This is a genomic window from Gemmatimonadaceae bacterium (assembly GCA_020852815.1).
GTDB lineage: Bacteria > Gemmatimonadota > Gemmatimonadetes > Gemmatimonadales > Gemmatimonadaceae > SCN-70-22.
In genome coordinates this window covers 433,811-456,475 of record JADZAN010000002.1, presented here as the reverse complement: position 1 = coordinate 456,475, position 22,665 = coordinate 433,811, and the positions used below count along the sequence as shown (strand labels likewise).

Sequence of the window (22,665 nt, the reverse complement as noted above, 5' to 3'; positions counted from 1 at the left end):
CTAGCGTTGCTGCGAGTGCCGCCCGCCACGATGCGGCGGCATCGCCTGCACGCGCCGCCGCAGCAGTGCCGCCGCCGTGTCGCTCCCCGCGCGCGCCGTGAGGTTGTGCGCTTCCGCGGTGTCGGCGCGGAAGTCATAGAGCTCCTCGACGCCGTCGCCATTTCGGATGTAGTGCAACGAGTCGCCCGTGGCACCGCGCAGGTCGCCGCGCTCGAGCGGCCCCTCGCCGTTGAGGAGGCGATCGCCCTCCTGCCGCACCTCCGAGAGGATAGGGCTTGGGCGTGCCCCCTGTCCGTTCCACAATCCGTCGAGCGAGACGCCGGGGATCGTTGCGCCTGACGACTGGCCGGCGAGGGCCAGCACGGTGGCGGGGAGGTCGCGCAGCGACACGGGAGTGTCGACGACCGTCTCCGCCGGTACGCCGCGCGGATAGCGAATCACGAGCGGGACGTGCAGGAGCGGGAGATACAGCGAGTTGCCGTGTCCCTTGAGCCCGTGTTCCCCGAACTGCTCGCCATGGTCGGAGGTGATCACCACGACGGTACGGTCGAGCACCCCACGCGCAGCGAGCTCGCGCGCCAGTCGGCCGACCTCCCGATCGATCCACGCGATCGCCCCCTGGTACCGGACGTACGGCTCCGATGGGTCGCCGAACTGCTGCGCGATGTCCGCGGGCGGATCGTATGGCTCGTGCGCATCGTAGAAGTTGAGGAATGCCATGAAGCGCCGAGCACCAACGTCCCGCTGCCACCGCAGGAACTCGTCCACCACCATGGGGGCGGTCTTGCGATCGCTGTAGAACGACGGATGCAGCGGGACGTCGAGCGACGCCAGGGCCCGCCAGCGCGCACCCCAACTATGCGCTGCCGCGAGCCGAGTGGCGATGCCCGTCTGCAGCAACGCCGTACTCAGCAGGATCTGCTTGAACGAGACGCGGTAGTCGTCGTACCGGCCGAAGCCGCGACCGAGCCCCATTTCCCAGCCAGTGTAGAAGTGGTTCGCGACAAAGCCGGCGGTCGCGTAGCCCTTCGAGGAGAACGCCTCGGCGAGCGTTGGTGTCGAGTCGTCCAGCGGGACGAGCCACGCCGCACTCAACTCGGCCACGTCGCGACCGGTGAGCAGCGTGGCGTGCGATGGGAGCGTCCATGGCGCCGTGGCGAAGGCATGCCGGAACAACACGCCTTCCTGCGCCAGTCGGGTCAACTCCGGCGTCGTTGCCGCGCGCGCGCCGTACGCGCTCAACGAACGGGCGCGCACTGTGTCGAGGATGATGTAGAGGACGTTGGGTGACTCGTCGCTCGCGCGCTCGGCGCCGGCGACCGCGCGCGCATCGCGCGATGCACGCCGCGCGCGCAGCGCCAGGGCGCCACCGAGGAGGAGGAAGGCGACCGCGGCGGTCGCCCAGCTTAGCGCGCGCCGTCCGCCACGCGAACTCTCCGCACCGGCCCACTGCGCCAGGCGAAACGCGACGCCGACGGCGAGGGCGAGTGAGGCCAGCCAGTGAATGCGCCCGAAGAGCAACCCGACGGAAAACGCCGCGAGCGCCGCAAAGGCGAAGGTGACGACTCGCGCGGGGATCCAGTTCGGGCGAACGAGGGCCACCAGAGCGAGCGGAACGGCAAGCGCCGCGAACACGATGAAGTAGCCAATCGGCGCCATCCAGATGACGTCGCGACTGGACCAGATGAATTGTCCGAGCACGGCGTGCTTGGCGCCGAGGATCGCAGCGTGAAGTCCCCCGGCCCACGTCGCGGCGATGGCGGCGACGACGAACGGGCGGGAGGAGGCGCGAAACCGTTCACTCATTGGCGCTCGCCGGCGGGGGCGTCGCCAGGCGGATCAGCGCTTCGAGGAGAACTTGCTGGCCACGAGCTTCACGGCCCCGACCACGCGACGCCAGAACATGAGGAAGAAGCCGGCAATCGCCGCGAGAACCGAGGCGATCGGCATCAGGGAGTCGGGTCCGATGTACACGCTGGCTGGTCCTCGGAGTTGCGGGGAGGGCGCTCCGCCCGTCGGGAGAAGCGGCGTGCGGGCGCACAGGCACGGAGACGCCGTGCAAGGGACGACCCAGACGCCGACTTGGTCAGGCAACGCTATTGCAAGATCGGGGCACCGGCCCGCAAGGCCCGGGATGTATGTTGACAAGGTGGTCACGTCCAACAGGCGCCGTTGGCTCTCGCGCCTCCCTATCGCATGCAGGAAGTCATTCCTTACACCTACGCAAGGTCGTCATGAGCAGAGGAGTCACCGTCTGGTTTACAGGTCTCTCGGGGTCTGGAAAGACCACAGTCGCACGCCGCGTTCACGAGCTGTTGCAGGAGCGCCACATCCTGTCGGAACGCCTCGACGGAGACGTCGTGCGTCAGACTCTCTGCCGTGATCTCGGCTTCTCCAAGGAGGATCGCGACAAGAACATCGAGCGCGTGACCTTCGTGTCGAAGGTCCTCACACGCAACGGCGTGGTTGTCCTCTCGTGCTTCATTTCGCCCTACGCGCGCATGCGCGACAACGCGCGCACCGAGATTGGCGACTTCTGTGAAGTGTACGTCCGCACGCCACTCGAAGTCCTCGTCGAGCGCGACGTGAAGGGGATGTACAAGAAGGCGATGGCCGGGGAGATCCAGGGTTTCACGGGGGTCAACGATCCCTACGAGGAGCCCACCAACCCTGAACTCACCCTCGACACCGACAAGGAATCGATCGAGGAGAGCGCGCTCAAGGTCATGCGCATGCTCGAGGCGAAGGGCTATCTCGGTGGCGGCGTTGCGGCTGACCGTGCCGAGGCGGCCAGGCTCGTCGAGCGGGGAAAGCGCGTTCCCGGCCCCATTGCACCTCACGGCGGCATCCTCGTCGACCGCGAGCTCAAGGGGGAGAAGCGGCTGCAGGCCATCGAGCATGCCAGGGAGCTCAAGCACTTCGACCTCGACGATCGCGAGGCCAGCGACCTGGAGATGATCGGCGTCGGCGCGCTGTCGCCGCTCGTGGGCTTCATGCGCAAGGCCGACTACGTCACCGTCGTCGACTCGATGCGCCTGTCGGACGGCCTCGTCTGGGCGCTCCCGGTGACCAAGGCCGTCACGAAGGAACAGGCGGCCACGATCGCCATCGGAGAGGAGATCGCCCTGCGCGATCCCAATGGGCAGTTGATGGGGATCATGCAGGTCACCGACATCTACGAGTACGACAAGGCGCGCGAGGCGCAGCAGTGCTTTGGCACCACCGAGACGGCGCATCCCGGCGTGGCGCGCCTCATGGCGCAGGGAGAGGTCCTGCTGGGCGGCCCGGTGCAGGTGATCAACCGCCCGGTGCACGAGCTGTTCAACGAATACCGCCTCACGCCGCTCGAGACGCGCCAGCGCTTCGACGAATTGGGATGGAAGACGGTGGTCGGCTTCCAGACGCGCAACCCCGTGCACCGCGCGCACGAGTACCTGCAGAAGGTCGCGATGGAGATCGTCGACGGCCTGCTCCTGCATCCGCTCGTTGGGGCCACCAAGTCGGACGACGTCCCGGCCCATGTGCGCATGAAGACCTACGAGGAGATCCTCGCGCACTACTACCCGAAGAACCGCGCGATGCTCTCGGTCTTCCCGGCGGCGATGCGCTACGCCGGCCCGCGCGAGGCGGTGTGGCACGCCATTGCCCGCAAGAACTACGGCTGCACGCACTTCATCGTCGGGCGCGACCACGCCGGCGTGGGGAACTACTACGGCTCCTACGACGCGCAGCTCCTGATCGACAAGTTCCCGGCCCACGAACTCGGCATCACGCCGTTCAAGTTCGAGCACACCTTCTACTGCGCCACCTGCGGCAACATGGCGTCCACGCGCACCTGCCCGCACGACAAGACGCACCACGTCATCCTCTCCGGGACCAAGGTGCGTGAGATGCTCACCGCCGGCGAGCTTCCACCCCCGGAGTTCACCCGCCCCGAGCTGGCGCGCATCCTCATCGAGGCGTACAAGTCCCCGGCGTGAGCGGCGCCATGCACGACCGGTACGCCGACCTGCAACTGCACTCCACCGCTTCCGACGGCTCCGATGCGCCGTCGGAAGTGGTGCGGCGGGCCCACGCCATGGGCTTTGCCGCGATCGCCCTCACCGACCACGACACCCTGGGCGGAATCGCCGAGGGATTGGCGGCGGCTCAGGCGTTAGGCATCGAGCTCATTCCGGCCTGCGAGATCTCCACGCTCGATGGCAACGAGCGACAGGTCGACATGCTCGCCTTCGGCATCGCTCCCGGGGCCACCGACTTCTCCCACTTGCTGCACTCGCTGCGCGACGGGCGCTTTGCGCGGGCGTGGGGGATGGTTCGGAAGCTCAACGAATGCGGCTACGCCGTCTCCTTCGACCGCGTGGTCGAGATCGCGGGGGGGACCGAGAACATCGGGCGTCCGCACGTGGCGCGCGCCATGGTGGAGGCGGGGATCGTCCCGGACGTGAAGTCGGCCTTCACCCCTGAGCTCATCCTCGACGGCGGGCGCTGCTACGTCCAGCGCGTCAAGGTCTCGCCCCAGGAGGCCATCGCCGCGATCCACGCCGCGGGAGGCGTGGCTGTCGCCGCGCACCCGGGGCGCACCAGGCTCTCCGACGCGGAGATCGCCCAGTTCGTCGCCTGGGGGCTCGACGGGATCGAGGTCCACTATCCGCAGCACGACAGCGCGCAGACCGCCCACTTCGCTGCGCTCGCCCTGCGACATCGGCTCCTCGTGACCGGCGGCTCGGACGATCACGGCGATGTGAACGAAGGGCGGCTGATGGGGCGCATCAAGCTCCCCTATTCGCACGTCGAGGCGCTCAAGGTGGCCATTGCGCGGCGCGGCGCAGCGCTCGCCAGCTAACGCGCCATGACAGCGCACCCGCCGGACCACCAACGCCCCGCCGCCTCGGGCGGAGCGCTCCCACCCCGCCCGGCCGCCTTCCGCTGGCCGGAGGAGCGCCAACTCCCCGCAGAGCCACCGCCGCCGCCGCCGAGCCGTTCGTGGGAGGAGATCGGGCAGCGCGCGATTCTGGTCATCGGCATCGCCGTCTCGCTGTGGATCTACCTCGCCCCGCTCCCCGCCGGTCTCACTCCCCAGGGGAAAACGGGGTGCGCCATCTTTCTCCTCTGCACGACGCTCTGGGTCACCAACGCCGTCCCCTTCGGCGTGACGGGGCTGCTCTCCATCGCACTCCTCGCCATCACGGGGGCGATGAAGACGAGCGAGGCATTCGCCGCCTTCGGCAACTCCGCCGTCTTCTTCCTCATCGGGGTCTTCATTATCGGCGGGGCGATGGTGGACAGTGGGCTCAGCAAGCGCAGCGCCCTCCTCTTCCTGCGCTACTTCGAGCGGTCGCCCTACGCCTTTGCCACGGGAATGATGCTCGCCGCGGCGTTCGGCACCATGTGGATGCCTAACCAGGCAACGTCGGCGATGCTCTTCCCCATCGCCGTCGAGGTGGCGCAGGCGTTGCGCCTGCGACCGCTGCACAGCAACTACGCCAAGACGCTCTTCCTGTCGTTAGGGTGGGGGGCAATGGTCGGCTCCAACGCCTCGTTCCTCGGGAGCACGCGTGCCGCGCTCGCCCTGGGGATGCTGCGCGAGTCGTACGGGCGCACCATCTCCTTCGGCGAATGGGTGGCCGCCGCCATCCCCATGATCGTGCTTGGCGTGGCCGTCGTCCCGTTCATTCTGCGATGGACATTTCCACGGGAGGAGGTCTCGTTCACCTCGGCGCGCGTGATGCTCGAGGCGCAGGTGCGGCAGCTTGGCCCCATGCAGGCTCGCCAGTGGAAAGTGGCGACCATCGCGACGCTCACCATCGCGGCGTGGATCCTGGTTGGCGACCGCTTCGACCTTGCGGTCATTGCCCTTCTTGGCGCCGCCGCGCTCTTTGCCACGCGGGCCATCGAGTGGGAGGAGGCGGAGCGCCGGATCTACTGGAACATCGTCCTCATGTACGGCGGTGCCATCGCCCTCGGCGCCGTCATCGACAGGACCGGCGCCGCGCGCTGGATCGTCGAGCGCATGGTGGGCGACCAATCGTTCCCTCCCCTGCTCGCCGTGGGAGCGGTCCTGGTCGGTTCGCTCATCCTCTCCGAGTTCATGAGCAACGCCGCGGCCGTGGCGGTCATGCTCCCCCTGGCCTTCTCGCTCGGCAAGACGCTGGGAGCGTCGCCCGTGGCCCTCACCCTCGCCACTTCCATCGGTGCCGGGCTGGACTTCGCGCTCCCCTTCTCGTCGGCGCCCAACACCATCGTCTTCGCCAGCGGCTATCTTCGCATGATGGACGTCGTGAAGGCGGGGGCAATCATGACCGTCGCCTCCATCGCGATCGTTCTCCTCGTGGCCTGGCTCTGGTGGCCCATCCTCGGATTGGTGTGACGCGCACATGACCGCGAACTACGGCGCCGTGGTCTGGTTCACCGGGCTCCCCTCATCGGGGAAGTCGACCATTGCGCACGCCGTGTATCGCCAGCTCCTGGAGCGCGGCTTCGCCACGGAGCTGCTCGACGGGTCGGAGGTGCGCGAGTCGCTGTCCCGCGGGCTCGGCTTTTCCAGGGCGGATCGCGAGGAGAACGTGCGCCGCATTGGCTATGTGGCCAAGCTCCTGTCGCGCAACGGCGTCATCGCCATCTGCGCCGCGGTATCACCCTATCGCGCCACGCGCGACGAGGTGCGGCAGAACACGACGAACTTCATCGAGGTGTACGTGGAGTGCCCCGTCGAAGTCGCCGAAGCGCGCGACATCGACGGGATGTACGCGAAGGCGCGGCGCGGAGAGATCGAGGAATTCACCGGGATCAACGCGCCGTATGAAGCGCCCCTCGAACCCGAAGTGCACATCCACGCCGACCGTGAATCGGTGGACGACGCCGCGTGGAAGGTGCTGAGCACGCTGGAGCTGATCGGGATCATCCCCCGCGATTCCGACCGGCCGGCGCCGAGCAAGGAAGAGGAGCTGCTCAAGCGACTGTCGGCGCAGGGCTATTTCTGAGGAAGCAGTTCTGACACGAGGGCGCCGGCGCATTCACGTGGCGCGCCCGCTTTCCTTGACTAGGCCGCGTAGTGGGCGCGATACCACGCCACGAAGCGCCCCACCCCCTCGTCGAGCGAGGTCTGCGGGGCAAAGCCCAGGTCGCGCGCCAGGTCCGAGCTGTCGGCCCAGGTGGCCGGGACGTCGCCGGGCTGCATCGGGAGCATCTCCAGCCGGGCCGTCACCCCCGAGTGCTTCTCCAGCAGCCTAATCATGTCGAGCAGGCGGACGGGCAATTGGTTACCGATGTTGTAGAGCCGGTACGGCGCAGCCGAGGTCGCGGGGTCGGGATTGGCCCCGTCCCAGTGCGGGTTAGGAGTGGCCGGGTGGTCGATCGCGCGAACGAAGCCCTCGACGATGTCGCCCACATAGGTGAAGTCGCGCTGCATCTCCCCGTGGTTGAAGACCGGGATCGTCTCGCCGGCCAGCATCGCCTTGAGGAAGATGAAGAGCGCCATGTCCGGCCGGCCATAGGGCCCGTACACGGTGAAGAAGCGCAGCCCGGTGCACGGAATGCCGAACAGCGACGCGTAGGAGTGCGCCATGAGTTCGTCGGCGCGCTTGGTAGCGGCGTAGATGGTCAGCGGATGGTCGGCGCCCTTGTGGACCGAGAAGGGCATGGCGGTGCTGGCCCCGTACACGGAGCTGGTGGAGGCGTACACCAGGTGCGGGATGGCGTGATGCCGGCACCCCTCCAGGATGTTGAGGAACCCCTGTACGTTGCTCTTCACGTAGGCGTGTGGGTTCTGGAGCGAGTACCGCACGCCGGCCTGGGCCGCCAGGTGCGCGACGGCGTCGAAGCGGGCTCCGTCGAATAGGGCTCGCATCCCGTCGTCGTCGGCCAGGTCGAGCAGCCGGAAGTCGAAGTCGGGCTCCTTCCGCAGCACGGCCAGCCGGGCGTGCTTGAGGGCCGGGTCGTAGTACTCGTTGAGGTTGTCGAGGCCAATGACCCGGTCGCCGCGTGCGAGGAGCCGCTGGGCGAGGTGGAACCCGATGAAGCCGGCGGCGCCGGTTACGAGGATGGTTTTCACGTCGATTTGTCTTGGTCCCGGCGTATCCGACTCCCTGGCGCGCAGGGTGAAGACAAGATGACCGATCAGCGGGGTGCGGTGTACTCCCCAGTCGCGAGAAGGGTGCCGCACCGCTGCGTGCGCGTAACTTGCATGGGCGAAGGGGTTGCACGTCGAGGACGCCAACCGTCCTCAGACAGGACCCAAAACGCGGTTCAGGGAGTTGGAACGTCGTCATGAGACCACAGGCAGAGGGCGGCTGGAGATCGGCGCGCTGGCGCGGCGGCAACGCGGCGCCGGCGCTGGGTGACGCCCTCCCCCCCCTCCCTCCGATTACCTCACCGCCTGAGCCGTCTCCCGTGCCGCCGGCGGCGGGGACGTGGCGCGGACGGTGGCGCTCGCGCCAAGGCGAGGCGACCCCCGCGCAGGCTGGGGGAACGGCCGGCTGGTTCGGGGCCTTTCCGCGCATCGAGGACGCCTTCAAGTGGCCGTGGCAGGGCGTTGACTGGTCGCTCGGCTACGTCGCGTTCCTCCTCTACATCTTCGTCGTCACGTCGTACCTCGTGAACCTGGGGCAGGTGGCCATCGTCGCCGCCGTCATCGGGGTCACCTTCAGCAAGACGGAGAAGTGGAAGTTCCCGCTTCCGATGGTCCTGATGGCGCTCTTCCTCGTCATCGTCGCCATCGGCTTCCGGGCGTCGCCATTCGGCCAGAAGGATTGGAAGCCGTTCGAGGACATGGTGAAGGTGTTTGTCATCACCCTCGTGTCGCTGGCCGTGCTCACGAACCGGGCGCGCATCCGCTTCTACCTCTTCTACTATCTCGCGCTGTACGCGCTCTTCCCGGTGCGCGGCGGGATCTTCAACTGGTTTGTGTATCGCGCCGCCACGCAGGGGCGCGTTGCGTGGAACCACGCCTTCGAGAACCCCAACGACATGGCGGCGCTCCTCATGCTCCCGCTGGGGCTGTGCGTGGCGCTCGTCTACACCGAGCGGCTCAAGCTCATTCGCAACGCCGCCCTCATCGGCATCGCGGCGATTCCGATGATCATCTTCATGACGCAGTCGCGCGGGGCAATCGTGGCGATTGGCGCCACGGTGCTCGTGTACTTCCTGGTACAGGGGAAGGGGCGCGCCAAGACGATCTTCAGCCTGCTCGCCGTGGCGGTCGTGGTCGGCGTCTTCGCACCCAGCGGCGTGTGGGAGCGACTGGGCAGCCTCAAGGCGGCAACGGAAGCCGGCGACCTGACCGAAGCCAACGACTCGCGCTCAGCCGAGCAGCGGTTCGAGATCTGGAAGGTCGCGTGGCAGGTGCACGAGGAGTGGCCGATCATTGGTGTGGGGTGGGGTTCGTATCCCTACGCCCACGCCTTCTACTCGCGACGTCAGGCCTTCAAGCGAATTGCCGGCGGCGCGCGCGACGCGCACAACACGTATCTCACGGTCCTGGGCGAAACGGGGTATCTCGGCTTCTTCCTGTGGACTGCGATGATCGGCGCGGTGGTCGTGCCGGGCATCGCGGCAATGCGACGCGTGCGGAGTTACTCCGAGGAATACGCCAACCAACTCAAGATGCTCCTTCTGGCGCTGCTCTGCTTTGGGTTGGCCGGGATGTTCGGGACGTTCGCGCACGTGACGTTCACCTACACGCACCTTGCCCTGATCCTCGCGGCCGCGCAGGTGGCGACGAAGGAGGTCGACGACTACGAGCAGGGGCGCGCGGGGCCGCGCATTCGCGCGGCGCGGGCGTAGCGCGTGCCTGATTCCGGTCAGCATTCGAGGGGCATGACGGGACGAGAGCTGGTGAGTCGAGGCGTGATCGCGGCGCTCGATACCGTCCGGTCCTTGCGCCCCTCGATGCGAGAGGGCGAGCGCCACTTTGCCGACGGGCTGCAGTTTCGCCGTCGCACGCTGTCGTGGAGCGACGAGCAGAAGCACGCGTGGCAGCTGCAACGCCTGCGTGACATCGTCCGACGCGCGGCCGAGGACTCGGCGTTCTACCGGGCCCGACTCTCGGCGGCGGGGCTCGATCCGCGCGCCGATTTCTCCTTTCGCGACTTCGCCCGACTCCCGGCACTCGACCGTGACGACGTCGCCGCGAACATCAACGCGATGGTCTCGCCGCGCGTCGCGCCGTCTCTTCGGCGCCGCGACAGTACGGGAGGGTCGACGGGCGTTCCGCTCGCATACTTCAGCGGCCCGCGCGAGCGCGGCTGGCGGCTGAGCGGAATCGAGCACTTCATGGAGCGATTGGGTGTCCCGCGTTGGGTGAGCACCGCCTTCCTGTGGGGACATCACATCGACGCGCGGGAGCGCACCCAGTGGCGCGAACAGCTGCGCGAAGTACTGACGGCGCAGACCTGGTACGACTGCTTCCGTCTCTCGCCCGACCTCCTGCTGAGGTATCACGCCTCGATGGAGCGCCAGGCGCCCACGTGCCTGGTGGCCTACGCCAGCGCGCTCGATGCATTGGCGAGCACGCTCCTCGCCAACGGGCTCACGGCGCACTACCCAACCCGGCGCATCGTCACCGGTGCCGAGAAGCTGTGGCCGCAGCAGCGTGCGCGCGTGGAGCAAGCGTTCTCCGCCCCGGTGCACGAGCGATACGGCAGCCGCGAGATCGGGTTGATCGGGATGCAACTCGACCCGCGCGTCTCCCTCGCCTTCGACATCGACTGGGCCAATGTGCTGGTGGAACCTGCCGATGACGGTGACGACGCCGAGATCCTCGTGACCAAGCTCCAGGCGGATGCCATGCCGATGCTGCGTTACCGCATCGGCGACGTGGCGCGCTTTGCAGCTGGCGAAGGGCGGGACGGGGGCGCGTTGCGGCTGGTGCACATCCTCGGGCGCAAGGTGGACCGCCTGTACCATCCCGACGGTCGCTGGCTCGACGGGCACGGCGCCGTCCATCTCATGAAGGATTTCCCATTGCGCGAGTTCCAGATTCGCCAGGATGCCGACTACGGCGTGGAGATCCAGGTCGTGCCGGCCGAGGGATATGGTGCGGCGCACGGCGAGCGCATCGTGGCGGTGCTGCGGCAGAACCTCCCGGGGCTCTCCATGCACGTTACCACCGTCGACGCCATCGCGCGCACTTCGGCCAGCAAGTGGCGTCCCGTCCTGTCGCACGCGCCGGAGTCCAACCGCGCGCAGCAGGACAAGCAGCTTGCGCCCGAGCACGTGGCATGACCACGGGGCGACCGCTGGTGGCGCTGGGGCGCTCGGCACACCGGGACGCCACCGGTGAGCGGCCAACGTATGACATCCGTGAGGTGCAACGCGCCGTGCGCGGCGTGGCCGCCCGGCTGGGATGGAGCGGTTCGGCCGACGCACCGGCCTTTGCCCGCGTCCTCCCCGCAGGAGCACGCGTCGTGGTGAAGCCCAACCTCGTCCTGCACACGAATCGCGGCGACGGCGGCATCGAACCGCTGCTGACGCACACGGCGATGATCCGGGTCGTCGTCGAGGAGCTCCTCGCCAGCGGCGCCGGCGCCGTCGTTCTTGGCGACGCGCCGATCCAGGAGTGCGATTTCAATGCGCTCCTCGAGGTGACGGGGCTGGGCGAGTGGGCGGCGACGCTCGCGGCTCGCGAGCCTCGCTTCAGCGGTCCTCGCGACTACCGCCGCACGCACGCGTCGTTTGTGGACGGCGTTCGTGTGGAGCGCGAAGGGGTGCTCTCGGTTGATCGATTCGTGCTCTACGACCTGGGGAGCGAATCCCTGCTCGAACCCATCTCTCGCCCGGGGATCTTTCGCGTCACGCAGTATCCCCCCGGCGAGATGGAGCGGACGCACGGGCCGGGGCGGCACCAGTATCTCGTGGCGCGCGACATCATCGAGGCCGATGTCGTCGTCAACCTCCCCAAGCTCAAGACGCACAAGAAGGCCGGCGTCACCTGCGCGCTCAAGAACCTCATCGGGATCAACGGGAACAAGGAGTATCTCCCCCACCATCGCGTCGGTGGTGCGTCCGATGGGGGCGACTGCTATCCCGGAAGCGACGCGGTGAAGCGCGCGCTGGAGTATGTCTACGACCAGGCGAACACGACGCGCTCGCTGGGCGTTCGGCGCGCGTTGTCGCTCCCCACGCGCGTCCTGGAGCGCGTGCTGCACGAGCGTGGTGACGAGCTGGGTATCGAGGGGTCCTGGTCCGGCAACGACACCATCTGGCGCACCTGCCTCGACCTGAATCGCGTGCTCCTGTACGGTCGTCCCGACGGTACGGTGGCCAACGATCCGCAGCGGCGCGTGCTGCACCTCGTCGACGCCATCACCGCCGGGCACGCCAATGGACCGTTGCGCCCGGAGCCGCTGCCGATGGGATTGGTGATCGGCGGCGACAACGCCGCGGCGGTCGACCTCGTGGCCGCGCGCCTGCTCGGCTACGATCCCGCGCGCATCCCGATCGCTGCGCACGCGTTCGACCGCTTCCACTGGCCCCTGACCGGCTTTGCCGCCGACGAGGTCGAGGTGCTGGACGAGTCCGGCGAGTCGGTCGCCGCGCTCGAGTTGCCAGCCCGGACGGCGGGCGTCGAGACGATGCGCTACCCCGTTGGCTGGCTCGACGCCGTCGCGCCGGCACCGTCCACTCGTTAGGGGGCGCGGCAGGCGCGCCGTCGCCGCGAGGTGCGGCCACCACTGAAGAGCGGGCGAGGACCTGGGGTCCCCGCCCGCTTTTCAGTGGCTGGATCGCCGAGCTACGGGATCACCACCCCTTGCGTGGCGGCATTGATCGCCGCCATGTCGGCGCCGATCCCCGTGGACTGGGCCGCCGAGAGCGACGAGACGAACTGGGCATTCGGGTAGTTCTTCTGCGCCGCACCGATCAGCACCGACTTCTGGAACACCACGGTGCCTCTGAAGGCCGCAAGGTTCGGCGTCTCACCCGAGCCGTACCACGACGAGAAGAGCCCGTAAGTTCCCAGCGTCATGACATTGTTCTGGAAGGCGAAGTTGGTCGCCGCCGATTGCGTGGCAATGTTGAGGTAGTGTGACAGCGCACCGGGAGCGGTCATCGTGTTGCTGCGGATCGTGACGTCGTGCGCATCGTTCATGATGGCGATCATGCGCCCGGCACCCGTGTACGCCCCCGTATTGATGTTCTCGAAGTAGTTGTTCTCGATCAGCAGCCGGCTCAGCAGCCCACCGATCGTGTTGGAGCCGTCCTTCCCGGTGATGCCGACGCCGGCGCCGGCATTGCGAACGATGTTGTTGCGGATGGTGATGTCGTTCGAGATGCACCAGGTGCACCCGCCGCTCTGGTTGGCAACCTTCAGGACGAAGGCGTACCCGGTCTGGGCATCGGTCCAGGAGCCCTCGAAGACGTTCCCCTCGATCAGGACGCGCTGCGACGCCTTGGTCTCGAAGATGTTCTTCTTCGTCCACACGCCCTTCCAGCTGGCGGGCGTGTAGATGTAGTTGCGCCGGATCTCGATGTCGCTGGAGATCGCGCCCGGAACCTTGGGGTCGGCGCCGCCGAACATCACGTTCTCGCCGGCACCGGCCAGCGTGTTGTTCACGATCTTGTAGGGACCCGTCCCGTTCCATCCAACGATCGCCTGCGAGTCGAAGCCCTTCCCGTGGCACTCGACCAGGTAGCTGTCCATCACCGCGACTCGCGCCGCGTGCAGCTCGAGGCAACGCTGGATGCTCTGGTTCGGTTGTGCGTGGATGTAGACACGGTCGAGGACGAAGTCGCTCGGGACGAGCGAGAGCGAGTTCTGCGCCGACGTGGCCAGGCCGATGGCGACGATGCTCCCCGCCGCCGACGTCACCGTGGGCGCCAGGCTGAACTCCACGCCGCTGATCCACCACCCGCCCGTGTTCACGCCGGCAGTGAGCGCCGTCATCGTGTTGGGCGAGAAGATCTTGGGCATCAGCGACGCCTGCTGCGACGTGACTCGCGTCCCCTGCGGCGGGAGCGCCGACTGTTGGCTGGAACGGACGATGATCCACCCGTTCGCTGCGGTCGAGCCGGTCTTGACCGGCAGCGTGAAGTTGCCGGTGAAGGTGGCGCCCGCGTCGATCACGATCTCGTCGCCGCGTTGCGCCTGGTTCAGGATCGACTGCAGGTTGTCACCCGCGTGCACCGCCCACTGCTTCCCGGTCACCTTCGGGTACACCGGGTTCAGGATGGTCGGGAGCGCCGGGAGGGTGACGGGCGTGGACGCCGGCGGGGTGTTTGCCGGCGGTGCAGTCACCGTCAGCGTCGCGTTGCCGCTCACCCCGCCAACCGTCGCCGACAGCTTCGACGTTCCAGCTGCAACGGCGGTCGCCGTGTTCGTCCCCGTGTTGCTGGCGGCCAGCGAGGCCACCGACGTGGCGCTGGAGCTCCAGCTCACGCTCTTCCCGGTCAGCACATTCCCCGCGGAATCCCTGGCTACCGCGGTCACCTGCGCGCTGGTGCCGACCACAATGCTCGGCGACGCCAATGTCACGGTCACTGTCTTCACGGTGGCAGCCGGGGCGGTCGCCGACAGCGTCGCGCTCCCGGTCTTGCCGCCGCTCGACGCCGAGATGACGGCGCTCCCCACACCCACCACACTCACGTAGCCACTCTGGGACACCGTGGCGACCGCCGTGTTGGACGAGCTCCAGGCCACCGTGCCGGAGAACGGCGCGCCGCTGGAGTCGGTCAACACAGCGGTTGCCTGCGTCGCGCCACCGACTACGAGCGCCGACTGCGCGAGCGTGACCGTCACCACCGCCACGGTCGGCGGTACCGTCGGCACCGTGCGAATGGTGAAGGTGAGCGACTTGCTGGCCGAACCGCTCGTCGCGCTGATGTTCGCACTCCCGGCGCCAACCCCGCGCACCAACCCGGAGGCGGAGACCGTCGCCACCTGTGCATTGGATGACGCATAGGCGATGGTGCGCCCCGTCAGGACATTCTGCGCGGCATCGAGGAGCGTGACGCTGAGCGTGGTGGAGTCACCAACGAAGAGCGTCGTGCTCGGGGCCGTGAGTGCAACGGTCGCGACCGGCGCCGCCTGCGGCGCGGAAACCGCCACGCTCGCCAGCCCGCTCACCCCGTCGGCGGTGGCGGTGATCGCCGCCGATCCGGCGGACACTGCCGATACCGTGCCGTCGACATCGACCGTCGCGATGCTCGGCGCAGAGCTCACGTAGGTCACCGGGACGGCGAGCAGGTTTCCTTCGGCGTCGTAGACGCGCGCCACGGCACTCGTCACCTGACCGACGCTCAGCGCGCTCGAGTTCAGCGTGAGCGTGACCTTGGCGACCTCCGGCGGCTGCGGCGTGCTGACGGTGACGGTCGACTTCGCGGTCTTCCCCTCGATGTTCGCTGTCACGGTCGCGGTCCCGGCCTTGACGCCGCTGACGCTCCCGGTGGCAGACACCGTGACCGTCGCCGACGACGCGGTCCAGCTCACCGGACGGTTGTCCAGGACGTTGCCGCTCGCGTCGTACGCGGTGGCAACCAACTGCACCACGTCGCCTTCCTCGATGGCGAGTGTTTCGGGCGAAACGTGCACCGATGCCACCGGGACGCCCTGAACCGTCACGGCGGAGGTGGCGCTCAGGGCACCGCTGGTGGCGCGAATCGACGTCGTGCCGGTGACCTTCGCGGTCACGGTGCCGTCAGTCGCAACGGAGGCGATCGACGCGGCGGCCGACGACCAGGTGACCGGGGCGCCGCTGAGCTTGAAGTCGAACTGGTCGCGGACGTCGGCCGTCAGGCGCGACGTGGTGCCGACCGTGAGCGTCGCCGTCGGCGGCGTCACGGTGACGGTCGTTGCGACGGGGACGGCAGTCGTCAGCGTCACGGTCGACGTCTTGCCGTCGCAGATGACGGCGATGTTGGTCTTCCCGGAGGCGAGCGCGGTGATCACGCCGGCGCTGTTGATCGTCGCGACCGAGGGATTGCTCGACTGCCACGCGACCACCTTTCCGGTGAGCAGGTTGCCTTCGGCGTCGAGCGGCTGCGCCACCGCCTGCATCGTGCGCCCAGTGCCCAGCGAATCGTTGGGAAGGGCGATCGTGACGGAGCTGGCGCCGGCCGAGTAGACGTTCACGGCGGCCGTGGCCGACTTTCCCCCGGCGGTGGCCGTAATGATTGCGCCGCCGACGGCGATGGCCCTGACGGCGCCGCTCTTCTCGACGACGGCGACCGAGGCGTTCGAGGACGTCCAGGTGATGGCACGCCCGGTGATGGAGCGCCCACGGCTGTCGCGGAGGTCGGCGGCAAGCGTGGCGTTGGTTCCGACCGCCAACGAGAGATTGCTGGGAACGATGGTGATGGACGAGACGGTCGCCGACCTGACCTGGACGGCGGCGGTTGCCGTCCGGCTGTTGACCGTCGCCATCACGGCGAGCGTTCCCGATTCACGCGTGGCAACGGTTCCGGCGCCAATCAACTCGGCCGCCGAGGAATCGGAGAGCGCCCAAGTGATGTCCTGGACGCGCGTGGCGGTCCCGGCCTGGTCGACGATCGTCGCCTCGAAGGTGATGGTGTCACCCAACGTGGCGTCGACCGCCCCAGGCGAGAGCTGCAGCGCCAGTTGCGCGCCGTAGACCGTGAGGCGTGCCGTGTCGGCGGCGGCGCCCGCGGTGACGACAACTTGCGCGTCGCCGGCCGCGATCGCCGTGACGGTCCCGTTGGAGACCGTGGCGATGGCGGGAGAGAGCGACGTCCAGGTGACGGGGACGTTGCGCGCGACGCCGGCGCCATTCGTGACACTCACCGAGAGGGACCGGGATGTCCCGACCGGGATCGAGTCGATCCGCGGCGACACTTCCACCACGATGCGATCGACCGGCGGTGCCGGGGGCGTGGAAACGCCGCCAGCATCGGAACCCGAGCATGCGGCGGCGAGGATTGTGGTGCTGACCAGCGTGACGAGCCTAACGAAAGAACTGCCGCGTTCCATGGGTCCTCCAACTTCGTGATCGTTCGGCAGCCCGACTGGCATGGCGCGTTTAGGTGCGCTGTAGCCTCGTGGCTTTGCGTCGCCGGCTTTCACCGGGTATGCCCTTCTCGCGGCCCCGACCATCGGTGGCCCACGTGACTGCGGATGCCGGTTGCGGTCCGCCCGTCACCATATGGACGAGGCATGCGCACGACCGGTAACACGTAAGTCATTGCTAGATATGAAGTTAACACAAGTTCAGTTGGCGACGTGCGTCACAGTGGGAGCGTGTGATGCGCGCCAAAGCGAGCGCGGCGGGGCGCACGTGCCGTTGCAGATTGCGAGGGCGCCGCGCCGAGTGTGCGGCATGTCACGTCGGGCGCGTGCGGAACTTCCGGACCTCTTGCGGCGCCGTCGGGCAACACGCCGTCGGGCGAGACGCCATCGGCCGTGGCCTCAGCGGGCGAGGCGCGCCCGGCGACCAGCAGGAGGACAGGGGCGAGGTTGCCGCGGGCGCCTAACGCGTCGCGGGGGGCGTCCGAACGGACGCCCCCCGCGACATCACCGACGCCAGCGCGTCGGTCCCCTGCATTGCAGCTGTTACGGGATGATCACACCCTGCGTGGACGACGCGACCGCCGAGGGGGAGACGCCATTGCCCGAGGCAAGCGCCGTTGACAGCGAGCCCCAGAACTTCCCGTTCGGGTATCCGCTCTTCGTCGCGCCGATCATGTCGATGTTCTGGAAGATCTTCGTCCCCTGGAAGGTCGACATCGATCCCTGGCCGATGCCGTACCAGGACGAGAAGAAGCCGTACTTCCCGTAGGTCACGATGTTGTCCTGGAACGCGAAGTTGGTCGCGGCCAGTTGCGTCCCGCTGTTCAGGTACTGCATCAGCATCCCCGACGAGATAAGCGTGTTACGTCGCACGGTGACGTTCTGCACATTGTTCATGATGCTGATGAGCCGTGCCTCGCCGAGGTACTGCCCGACGTTGATGTCCTCCATGTAGTTCTGCTCGATAAGCAGGCGATTGAGGAGACCACCGATCGCGTTCGACCCGTCCTTGCCCGTGATACCAAAGCCCGCGCCCGCGTTGCGGATGATGTTCCGGCGAATGGTGATGTCGCCGGAGAAGCACCACGTGCACTTCCCGGACTGGTTGGCGACTTTGAGAATGAAGGCGAAACCCGTCTGGGCATCCTGCCACGACCCGTCGAAGACGTTGTCCTCGATCAGGATCCGCTGGCCGTTCTTCACCTCGAAGAGGTTCTTCTTCGAGAACTTCCCCTTCCAGCTGATCGGCGTGTAGATGTAGTTGCGGCGGATCTCGATGTCGCTGGGGATGAGGTTCTTGATGGCCGGATCGGCGCCGCCGAACATGATGTTCTCACCCGCGCCGGCCAGCGTGTTGTTCACGATGCGATACGGGCCTGGGCCGTTCCAGCCGCCGATGGCCTGCGAATCGAACCCCTTCACGTGGCAGTCCTGCACGTAGCTGTCCTGGATTGCCGTGCGCGCCGAGTTGAGCGCGACGCACCGCACGAGCTGCCCCTGCGGCGTCCCGTGAATGTACGAGCGATCGATGACGAGATCGGTGGGGACGCTGGCCAACGAGTTCTGCGCCGAGGAGCCGTCGCCCAGAAGGAGCAGGCCGTAGTGGATGTACGTCAGCGCGGGGTCGACGGTCATCTCGATCCCGCTGATCCACCACCCGCTTGCCCCAGCGGCCGTCTGCAGGACCGGGGCGACGGTCTTCGTGTACAGGCGCGGCATTAGCGGCGCGTTGGCCGGCGTCACCCGCGTCCCGGTCGAGGGAAGGCCGCCCGACTTGTCGGAGCGCACCAGGACCCAGCCGTTGGCCGCCGTTCCCGACTTGGCCGGGAGCACGAAGTTCCCGGTGAAGGTCGCGCCCGCGGCGAGCACGACTTCGTCACCACGCTGCGCTTGATTGAGCGCAAACTGCAGGTTGCCGCCGTTGGCGACAAACCAGGTCTTTCCGGTGACCGTGGGATACGTCGGCTGATAGAGCGCGGGCGGCGCGGGCGCCGCGATCGGCCCCGATGGAAGGCTCGGCGGCGGCGCCGCGGCGACGACGGAGATCGCGTACGTGCCCGAGGCGCTTCCCGACGTGACGGTGACGACCGTTTTACCGACGCCGGTCCCGGACACCAGCCCGCTCGACGTCACCGCGGCGATGGCCGGCGTGGCGGAGGACCACGACATGCGTGCGCCGGGAACGACGGCACCGGTGGAGTCGCGCGGGACGGCGGTGAGCTGGGTGCTCGCAGCCAGCGAGATGGAGGAGGTGGTCCCCGTGATGGTGACACTCGCCACTGGCGTGATGGAGGCCACGACGGAGACGGGGACGGTGTCGGCAAGCGTGCTGTAGGCGGCGATGATCTTCGCCGACCCGACTGCCTTGGCCAACACCATCCCCTTGCTGCTGACCGAGGCGATGGACGGCGCGGTCGACTTCCAAGTGACGGGGAATGAGGTGGTAACACCGCCGACTGACATCGACATCGACGCCAGGCTGCTGATCGACGTGACGTTGACGGAGTCGTTCAGCAGGACAGTCTGCGTCGCCGACAGGGTAACGATCCTGCTCACGTCGGGCGACAGCGCCCGGGTGCCCAGGGTTTGGTCATGCTCCGAGCAGGCAGCAACGATCAGGAGCGCGAACAGTGGTGTGCCGGCACTGAGCCGCCAATTCCGGTGCTTCATGGGTCCTCTCGAGAAGGAATGGAGTGTTCGGCGGCTCGACTGGCGTGGTACGCGCGCGCGTACAGTAGCCTCGTGGCTTTGCGTCACCGTCTTTCGACGGTTTTGCCTTTGTCGCGTCCAGCGCCGAGGACGGCGTGAAGCGATCCTGCCGATGTCGTGATAGGTGAGGTCGCGGGGCGGCGGACATTTCGTCCGCCCCAGCGGGCAACGTGTGAGACGCGAATCACGATGCCGGAAAGCGGGCGGAAGCTATTCAGGGGGGAATCCGTGCTGTTATGACCGAAGTCCCGCTCGCGATGTGACCTAACACACAACGACTGTACAGAACCGTTCCGGCGACGCTGGGGTCGCGGGTGTCAGCATTCGCGACACAGACGTCCGGACGTGCCTAACGGTCACGAATGATCGTCAGCGCGGCGCTGAAGTGTGCGCCACGTCACGCAACGGGCAGGCACGGCTGCGGGCAATGGCGCCGGCCCTGCGGGAGGTGTGGCCACCGTTGACCGCGAGGCGCGGCGTCCCGGTCCGCGATCCTAACGAGACGAGGCACCGCGCTCCACGGAGCCGGTGCCTCGCTCGACGCACGCATGCGCCGTTAGGCGTCTGCAGGCGCCGTTAGGCGTTCGCAGGCGCCGTTAGGCGCCGAAACATGCCGTTAGGCGCCGGGTTGCGACCGACGAACGTGCTGCGCTACGGGACGACGACGTTCAGCGTCGCTGCGTCGACGCGCCCCTTGTCGGCGCCACCGCCAAGCAGCATCGCCGCCGACAGGCTGGGCGCGAATCGTGCGCGCGGATAGCCGCTGCGCTGCGAGCCGATGAGGACATTGCCGGCAAACGATACGTTGCCGTTGAAGCCCTGCAACGACGCCTCGCCACTCCCGTACTTCGACGAGAACAAGCCGTACGTCCCGTACGACACGATGTTCTGGTCATAGGTGAAGTTGGTCGCCGCGGGAATGGTCGCCAGGTCCAGGAACTGCGCCAGGTTGCCCGGCGCCACCATCGTGTTGCGGCGGATGATCACGTCCTGCGCGTTGTTCATGATGTCGACAAAGCGTCCGACACCGGTATACACCCCCACGTTCACGCTGTCGACATAGTTGTTCTCGATCAACAGGCGACTGAGCAGCTGGCCAATGGGGTTCGCCCCGTCCTTCCCCGTGATCCCGAAGGCGCCCCCCACATTCCGGATGAGGTTGTCGCGGATCGTGATATCGTTGGAGATGCACCAGGTGCAACCGCCATTCTGGTTGGCCACCTTGAGGATGAAGGCGTAGCCAACCTGCGCGTCGGTCCACGACCCTTCGAGGACGTTGCCCTCGATCAGCACGCGCTGCGATGCCTTGGACTCGAAGATGTTCTTCTTCGTCCACACCCCCTTCCAGCTGGGAGGCGTGTAGATGTAGTTGCGGCGGATGATGATGTCGCTGGAGATGACGCCAGGGACCTTCGGGTCGGCACCGCCGAACATGATGTTCTCGCCCGCGCCGGCCAGCGTGTTGTTCTCGATGCGGTACGGCCCGGGTCCGTTCCATCCAACGATGGCCTGCGAGTCGAATCCCTTGCCGTGGCAGTCCATCAGGTATGAATCGAGCACGGCGGCGCGCGCGCTGTGCAGCTCCACGCAGCGTTGCACATTCTGCGTCGGCTGCGGATGCACGTACACGCGATCGAGCACCAGGTCCGACGGGACGAGGCTCATCGCGTTCTGCGCCGCACCGGCACTCCCCAGTCCCACGATGCTCGCGACGACCGAGGTCGCGGGGTTGGTGCTGAACTCGATGCCCGCAATCCAGTAGCCGCTCGCCGAGAGTGCCGTGACAATGGCCGGCTGGTTGTTGGGTGTGCTGATGCGGGGCATCAGCGACGCATGCGCCGCGGTGACACGCGTGCCCTGCGGCGGCAACTGCGCCAGCTTGCTCGATCGAATCAGGACCCAACCAGTGGCAGCAGTTCCCGCCTTGGCAGGGAGCGTGAAGTTACCGCTAAATGTCGCGCCGGCGTCGATGACGATCTCATCGCCACGCTGTGCCGAGGCGAGGATGGCCTGGAGGTTGTCGCCCGCGTGCACCGCGATGCTCCGCCCGGTCACCTGCGGAAAGACGATCGGGAAGGAATCGGGAAGCGCGGGAACGACCAGCGGCGGCGGCGGCCCCGGAATGGTCGTCGTGTCGATGACGCTCAGGTTCCCGACGCCGCGCACGCCATCGATGGTCGCCGCGATCTGCGCCGTGCCCGCCCCGACGGCCGTCACCAGCCCGGCAGACGATACGCTCGCCACGCCCGTGCCCGAGACGAGCGACCAGGCGATGGGGCGCACCGAGAGGGGAACGCCGGCCGAGTCGAGCGGCGTGGCGCTCGCCTGCATGTTCTCGCCGATGCGCAGGGTGGACTTCGGGATCGAGACGGCGACGGAGGCGACCACAGCGGTGACCGGCGGAAGCGCACTCACCGAGAAATCGACCTCTCCACGCACCGTCCCAAGCGTCGCCACCAACTGCGCGCTGCCGGGAGCGATCGCGGTGACGAGCCCGGACTGCGAGACTGTGGCCACGGTGGGGCTCCCCTCCACCGACCAGGTGACGGGGCGCGCGGCGAGCGGCGTGCCGATGGAGTCGAAGAGCGCCACCGACGCGCGGGTCGTGTCCCCGACCCTGAGGTTCTGGCGCGCCATCGCGACGACGATCAGGGCTGCCGTGGGGAGCGCACGCACGACGACGTCGCGATCGCCCGGGACGCCATCGATGGTGGCGATAACGCGCGTGATCCCCGGGCCAACGGTCGTGACGCGCCCACTGTCGTCGATGGTCAGAATCGCCGGGTTCCCCGACGTCCACGCGGCCGTCTTGCCGCTGATGGGAAAGCCCGACGCGTCGAGCGGTTGCGCCGTCGCGCGCGCCCGTCCGCCCACGGTCATGACGGTGGAATCGATGTCGACGATGACCTGCTTCACGGTGGGCGCAGGCACGACACTCTGCGACGGAGCCGGAGGCGCATCCGAGCACGCCGCGACGGCGCTCAACACGACGCCGATGA

At 67.7% G+C, this 22,665-nt stretch carries 12 protein-coding genes and 2 riboswitches; of the genes, 7 read left to right on the top strand and 5 right to left on the bottom strand.

Annotation, left to right across the window (positions count from 1 at the left end; translation table 11 throughout):
* Complete coding sequence (locus tag IT359_02870; GenBank protein ID MCC6927913.1) at positions 1 to 1,806, bottom strand: sulfatase; 1,806 nt, start codon at positions 1,804 to 1,806, stop codon at positions 1 to 3.
* 428 nt (positions 1,807 to 2,234) lie between these two features.
* Between IT359_02870 and sat the strand changes: the two genes are divergently transcribed.
* The 4 genes from sat to cysC are packed head-to-tail and all read left to right on the top strand — an operon-like array spanning position 2,235 to position 6,983.
* Positions 2,235 to 3,980, top strand: a complete 1,746-nt coding sequence (gene sat, locus IT359_02865; GenBank protein MCC6927912.1) for a sulfate adenylyltransferase — start codon at positions 2,235 to 2,237, stop codon at positions 3,978 to 3,980.
* Between the two features lie 8 nt (positions 3,981 to 3,988).
* Complete coding sequence (locus IT359_02860; protein ID MCC6927911.1) at positions 3,989 to 4,846, top strand: PHP domain-containing protein; 858 nt, start codon at positions 3,989 to 3,991, stop codon at positions 4,844 to 4,846.
* A 6-nt stretch (positions 4,847 to 4,852) separates the two neighbouring features.
* Positions 4,853 to 6,370 carry a DASS family sodium-coupled anion symporter gene (locus IT359_02855; protein MCC6927910.1) on the top strand — a complete coding sequence of 506 codons (1,518 nt, stop codon included), beginning with the start codon at positions 4,853 to 4,855 and terminating at the stop codon, positions 6,368 to 6,370.
* 7 nt (positions 6,371 to 6,377) lie between these two features.
* Positions 6,378 to 6,983, top strand: coding sequence for an adenylyl-sulfate kinase (cysC, locus tag IT359_02850; GenBank protein ID MCC6927909.1), 606 nt, complete (start codon positions 6,378 to 6,380; stop codon positions 6,981 to 6,983).
* Positions 6,984 to 7,042: 59 nt separating this feature from the next.
* On the opposite strand, the gene IT359_02845 is transcribed toward cysC, so the two are convergent.
* Positions 7,043 to 8,059 (bottom strand): NAD-dependent epimerase, encoded by a 1,017-nt coding sequence (locus IT359_02845; GenBank protein ID MCC6927908.1) that lies wholly within the window; start codon positions 8,057 to 8,059, stop codon positions 7,043 to 7,045.
* 209 nt (positions 8,060 to 8,268) lie between these two features.
* On the opposite strand from IT359_02845, the gene IT359_02840 reads away from it, so the two are divergent.
* The 3 genes from IT359_02840 to IT359_02830 are packed head-to-tail and all read left to right on the top strand — an operon-like array spanning position 8,269 to position 12,629.
* Positions 8,269 to 9,783 carry an O-antigen ligase family protein gene (locus IT359_02840; GenBank protein ID MCC6927907.1) on the top strand — a complete coding sequence of 505 codons (1,515 nt, stop codon included), beginning with the start codon at positions 8,269 to 8,271 and terminating at the stop codon, positions 9,781 to 9,783.
* Positions 9,784 to 9,816: 33 nt separating this feature from the next.
* Positions 9,817 to 11,223 (top strand): phenylacetate--CoA ligase family protein, encoded by a 1,407-nt coding sequence (locus IT359_02835; protein MCC6927906.1) that lies wholly within the window; start codon positions 9,817 to 9,819, stop codon positions 11,221 to 11,223.
* Entirely contained in the window at positions 11,220 to 12,629 is a 1,410-nt protein-coding gene (locus IT359_02830; GenBank protein MCC6927905.1) for a DUF362 domain-containing protein, read from the top strand. Before IT359_02835 ends, IT359_02830 begins: the two co-directional genes overlap by 4 nt.
* A gap of 101 nt (positions 12,630 to 12,730) precedes the next feature.
* Here the strand turns inward: IT359_02830 and IT359_02825 are convergent, their stop codons facing one another.
* The 3 genes from IT359_02825 to IT359_02815 all read right to left on the bottom strand — a co-directional run bounded on the left by IT359_02825 (position 12,731) and on the right by IT359_02815 (position 22,597).
* Positions 12,731 to 16,921 carry an Ig-like domain-containing protein gene (locus tag IT359_02825; GenBank protein MCC6927904.1) on the bottom strand — a complete coding sequence of 1,397 codons (4,191 nt, stop codon included), beginning with the start codon at positions 16,919 to 16,921 and terminating at the stop codon, positions 12,731 to 12,733.
* A 22-nt stretch (positions 16,922 to 16,943) separates the two neighbouring features.
* Positions 16,944 to 17,034, bottom strand: a riboswitch (cyclic di-GMP riboswitch).
* A 466-nt stretch (positions 17,035 to 17,500) separates the two neighbouring features.
* Positions 17,501 to 19,627 carry an Ig-like domain-containing protein gene (locus IT359_02820; GenBank protein ID MCC6927903.1) on the bottom strand — a complete coding sequence of 709 codons (2,127 nt, stop codon included), beginning with the start codon at positions 19,625 to 19,627 and terminating at the stop codon, positions 17,501 to 17,503.
* Between the two features lie 26 nt (positions 19,628 to 19,653).
* A riboswitch (cyclic di-GMP riboswitch) is annotated at positions 19,654 to 19,744 on the bottom strand.
* 573 nt (positions 19,745 to 20,317) lie between these two features.
* Entirely contained in the window at positions 20,318 to 22,597 is a 2,280-nt protein-coding gene (locus tag IT359_02815; protein MCC6927902.1) for an Ig-like domain-containing protein, read from the bottom strand.
* Positions 22,598 to 22,665 lie beyond the last annotated feature (68 nt).